Genomic DNA, 4,761 nt, shown 5'->3' on the forward strand with positions numbered 1-4,761 from the left:
GGGTGGTGGATGGTTCGGTGCGGGTGCCGGGTCGTCCGGCGCGTGAGGTTCCCGAACGGCTCCTGCGGGTCCTCGAACTCTGCGACGGCACCCGCCCCCTCGCCGAACTCACCGCGGAGGTCAGCCGGGCCGAAGGCCGGGAGGTGTCCCCGGCCGAGATCACCGAGGACCTGGAGTGGCTCATCGCCCAGCGCTGGGTCACCTGGCGGCTCGAAGTCCCCTCCGGCACCTACCCGGAGCGCAGCCTGCGCGCGTTTCTGGAGACGATCGGCGACGCCGGCCTGCGCGAGCCGGCCCTCGCCAAGCTGGACACACTCGAACGGGGCCGGGCCCGCGTCCAGGCGGCCGGACTCGACGCCGAGGAACTCTGCGCCGCGCTCGCCGCGCTCGAAGCCGACTACGCCGAGCTCACCGCGGCCTCCGCGCAGCGCGAGAAGGGCGCCCGTACGGCCCCGAACCGCGCGCTGGTCTACTCCGACTGCCGCAGATCGGCGACCGCCACCGTGGGCACCGCCGTGCTGGAGCAGCTCACCCCCCTGGAACTGTGCCTGACCGGCGCCCGCTGGATGACCAACCGGTTCGCCGAGGTCATCAGCCGGCGCGTCAAGGAGGCGTACGACCGGCTCAGCGCCAAGCAGGACCGGGTCGACCTCGGTTCCCTCTGGTTCGAGTGCCTGCCCGCCCCGCACAGTCAGTCGATCGCCGACATCGACCGCATCCAGGCCGAACTGCGGGACCGCTGGGGGAAGATCATCAACGCCCCGGCCGGGGCCCGCCGCGTCCGGCTGTCCTCCGCCGACATCGCCGACCAGGTGCGGGAAGCCTTCGAGGAGCCGGGCCGCGGCTGGTCCCTGGCCCGCTACATCAGCCCCGACTTGATGATCATCGCCGAGGATCTGGCCGCGGTGGAACGCGGCGAGTTCGAACTCGTCCTCGGTGAGATGCATGTCGCCATGAACACCCTGGGCGCCTCGCTCTTCGTCCACCAGCACCCGGACATGCAGGAGCTGATCGACGAGACCACGACCGACTTCCCCGGGCCCCGGCTGGTGCCGATGCTGCCGAAGGAACTGCCGCTGAAGTGGTCCTCCCGCAGCCGGCCGTCCCTGGAGCGTCCCGAGGACTACTACGTCGCCCTCGTGGACCACACGGCCGACCCGCACCGCCCGCGCACCGTCCGCTGCGGCGACGTACGCGTGGAGGAGCGGGACGGAGAGCTGAAGGCCCTGCTCCCCGACGGTTCGGTCTTCGACCTGCTCGATGTGTTCTGCCACGCGATGACCAACCGCGTCATGGACCGGTTCACCCTGCTGCCCGACACCGATCGTTCGCCGCGGGTGATGGTGGATTCGACGGTGGTGGCGCGGGAGACGTGGCGGTTCGTGGCGTCGGAGGTGGAGTTCGCGGGGGAGAAGAGTGAGGCGCGGCGGTTCGTGCGGGCGCGTCGGTGGCGGGAGGAACAGGAGCTGCCGCGGTGGGTGTTCGTGGTGTCTCCGACGGAGCCGCGGCCGTTCTATGTGGACTTCGACAGTCCGGTGTACGTGAATATCTTCGCGAAGGCGGTGCGTCGGCTGGCGCGTAAGGATCCGGCGGCGCGGCTGACGGTGACGGAGATGCTGCCGACGCCCGAGCAGGCCTGGCTGACGGACGACGAGGGCAACACGTACACCTCGGAACTCCGCTTCGTCGCGGTCGACCGCACCGCGGACACGGGAGAGGAACGATGACCGGCGTCCGCCCGGACGACGGGCAGGATCGCGCCGGAACGCGCACCTTCGTGGACGACATCCGCGCCCACGCCGCGCGCGATCCGCACGCCGTCGCCGTCATCACCCCGGACACCACGCTCTCGTACGGAGAGCTGGCCGGCCGGATCGACCACCTGGCCCGGGTCCTCACCGCGTATGGCGTGGGCCCCGAGCAGGTGTGCGCCATCGCGGTCGAGCGGGGCGTCGACGCCGTCGTCGCCATGGCCGCCGTGCTGCGGGCCGGCGGCGCGTTCCTCACCCTTGACATCGAACTGCCGGGCCCACGGCTGGCCGCCATGGCCGAGAGCGGGCAGGCACGGTTCCTGCTCACCCGCGAGGCGCTCGCGCCGCGGCTCGCCGTGCCCGTCACCGGGCCGACCCTGCTGCTCGACCGGCTCCCGGAGCCGGACCCGGACGCGGCGCTCCCCGATGCGCCAGGGCCCCGCTCGCTCGCCTACATCAGCCACACCTCGGGATCCACCGGCGCACCCAACGCCGTCATGATCGAACGCGGCGGCCTCGACTCGTATCTGCGCTTCGTGATCCGCGACTACGGTCTGGGCACCCACACCGTGGCCGTCCAGCTCGCGCCGCTCGGCTACGACGCGTCCATCAGGGACACCTTCGCGCCGCTCGCCGCGGGCGGCCGTATCGTCCTCGTCGACCGCTCCCGGCTGCTGCGCGCCGACGCGTTCGCGCAGACCCTCCAGGAATACGGCGCGGACACCGTACTGAGCACGACACCCTCGTTCCTCGTCTTCCTCGCCCAGGACCCGGCGGCGGCCGAGCGGCTGCGCGGGATGCGGCTGCTCGTCTCCAGCGGCGAGTCGCTGCGCCCCTTCCTCGCCGCCGGCGGCCGCGGACTGATCGGCGGCCGGCTGGTGAACCAGTACGGCCCCACCGAATGCACGATGACCTCCACCCGGTACGAGGTGCCCGCCGTAGCCGACACCTCCGCCGATGTCGTCGGTACGCCCATCGACGGGGTCACCGTCCATCTGCTCGACCCCGAACTGCGCGCCGTGCCCGACGGGGTGGTGGGAGACGTGCACATCGGCGCCGCCGGGGTCGCCCGGGGCTACCGAGGCCGGGCGGCGCTGACCGCCGACCGTTTCCTGCCCGACCCCTACGGTCCCCCGGGCGCCCGTATGTACCGCACCGGTGATCTGGCCCGTCGGCTGCCCGACGGCAATGTGGAGTATCTCGGCAGGACCGACCGGCAGATCAAGATCCGCGGCCACCGGGTGGACCCCGCCGAGATCGAGGGGGCCCTGCTCACTCACCCGGAGGTCACCGGCGCGGTGGTCACCGCCGAGACCGACAGCCGGGGGCGGACGTGGCTGAGCGCGCATGTCACCGGTCTGCTCGACGGGACCGGCGACGCCCAGGTGCGCGCCCATCTCGCACTCACCCTGCCGCCCCACATGATGCCGAGGCGGTTCACCCGTATCGACCGGCTGCCCGTGACCCGCAGTGGCAAGGCCGATCGCGGCACGCTGGGCCGGTCCGCCGCGCTGCTGGCGGAGCGTGTGTCATGACGGCCGCCGGCACGCGACTCGGCCACGCCGACGTGGTCGCCGCCGCCGGGCGCATCGCCCCGTACATACGCCGTACGCCCCTGCTCACGGCCGACTCACTGCCCCGCATGCTGCTCAAGGCCGAACACCTCCAGCGCAGCGGCTCGTTCAAACTGCGCGGGGCGGCGAACGCGCTGCTCGCACTGGGCGCCTCCGACATCGTCACCGGTTCCTCGGGGAACCACGGCATCGCGGTCGCGGCGCTCGGTGTGCCGCTCGGTATCGGTGTCACCGTCGTCATGGCCGCCGGGGCGAACGTGGCCAAGGAGCGGGCCATCGAGGCCCTCGGTGCCCGGGTGATCCGGAGCGGCGGCGGGGTGGCCGAACGCGAGCGGTGCTCACGGGAGTTCGCGGCCACGACCGGAGCGGTGCTCATTCCCTCCTCGGACCATGAACTCGTGGTCGCCGGACAGGGCACCGTCGGCCTGGAGATATTCGAGGACGCCCCCGGCGTCTCCACCGTCTTCGTCCCGGCCGGTGGCGGCGGTCTGCTCGGGGGCGTGTGTCTCGCCTCGGCGGGGCAGGCGCGGCCGGTACGGATCGTCGGCGTGGAGCCGGTGGACGCGAGACGTTACGCGCGCTCGCTCGCGGCCGGGCATCCGGTCGAGCTGCCCCCCTGCGACACCGTCGCCGACGGACTGCGCGGCCAGCGTCCCGGCGAGGTGACCTTCCCGCTGATCCGGCGGCGCGTGGACGATCTGGTCGGCGTCACCGACGAGGAGATCCTCCATGCGATGGGCCTCCTGCACCAGGCCGGCATCCCGGCGGAACCGAGCGGGAGCGTCGCACTGGCCGGGGCCCTGCGGAGCGGCTTCAGCGGCACGGCCGCGGTCGTCGTGTCCGGCGGGAACACCCCGGAGGCCCTGTCGGCGGCGATCGGCCATGACCTGAACCACGCGTGAGCGTCCGTACCCGCGAGCCCCGGGGCTCCGGCGCACCGCCACGTCGCCCGTTTCCAACCCGTACCTCTCATCACCACACAAGGAGAACAACATGACCACGGCGCATCACACCTCCATCGACGCCCCGGAGCTCGCCGAACTCATCGCGGCCGGCTACCGGGAGACGCTCGCCGACGCCACGCTCGACACCACGAGCGACTTCTTCGAGGCGGGCGGCGACTCCCTCGCCGCATTCCAGATCATCGCCCGGGTCCAGGACGCCCTGGGCACGGAGGTCCCCGTCGCCCTCATCTTCACCTACCCCACGCCCGCGGACCTCGCGGAGGTCCTCGCCGCGGACCTCGCGGACCGCGCCGCCGACCAGGCATAGGAGGCTGTCCGGATGACCGAGGAATCCATTTCGCTGAGCGGAAGATGGCGCCTCTGGGACCAAGTGGGCCTTCGTGGGCCGGGTTTTCCGGTGGCGGGGGTGTTGCGTTTGGTGCCGGAGGGTTTGGCGGTTGCGGCGGACAAGTTTGGTGGGGGGGAGGTGTT

Annotated in this window: 4 protein-coding genes; all 4 read left to right on the top strand. The window is 72.2% G+C overall.

Going from position 1 to position 4,761, the window contains the following annotated elements; genetic code table 11:
• On the top strand, positions 1-1,727 hold a 1,727-nt coding region (locus ACZ6MZ_RS33895; RefSeq protein WP_469356432.1), incomplete at its 5' end, for a lantibiotic dehydratase.
• Positions 1,724-3,286 (top strand): amino acid adenylation domain-containing protein, encoded by a 1,563-nt coding sequence (locus tag ACZ6MZ_RS33900; RefSeq protein WP_469356434.1) that lies wholly within the window; start codon positions 1,724-1,726, stop codon positions 3,284-3,286. The genes ACZ6MZ_RS33895 and ACZ6MZ_RS33900, both read left to right, overlap by 4 nt.
• The gene (locus ACZ6MZ_RS33905) at positions 3,283-4,227 is read left to right on the top strand and encodes a threonine ammonia-lyase (protein WP_389792832.1); all 945 of its coding nucleotides are present in this window, start codon (positions 3,283-3,285) and stop codon (positions 4,225-4,227) included. The genes ACZ6MZ_RS33900 and ACZ6MZ_RS33905 overlap by 4 nt, the downstream gene beginning before the upstream one ends.
• Positions 4,228-4,318: 91 nt before the next feature.
• Positions 4,319-4,597: an acyl carrier protein gene (locus ACZ6MZ_RS33910; RefSeq protein WP_389792834.1), complete on the top strand. Its 279-nt coding sequence runs from the start codon at positions 4,319-4,321 to the stop codon at positions 4,595-4,597.
• The last annotated feature ends 164 nt before the right edge of the window (positions 4,598-4,761 follow it).

This window comes from Streptomyces sp. NPDC042201, from assembly GCF_055582185.1.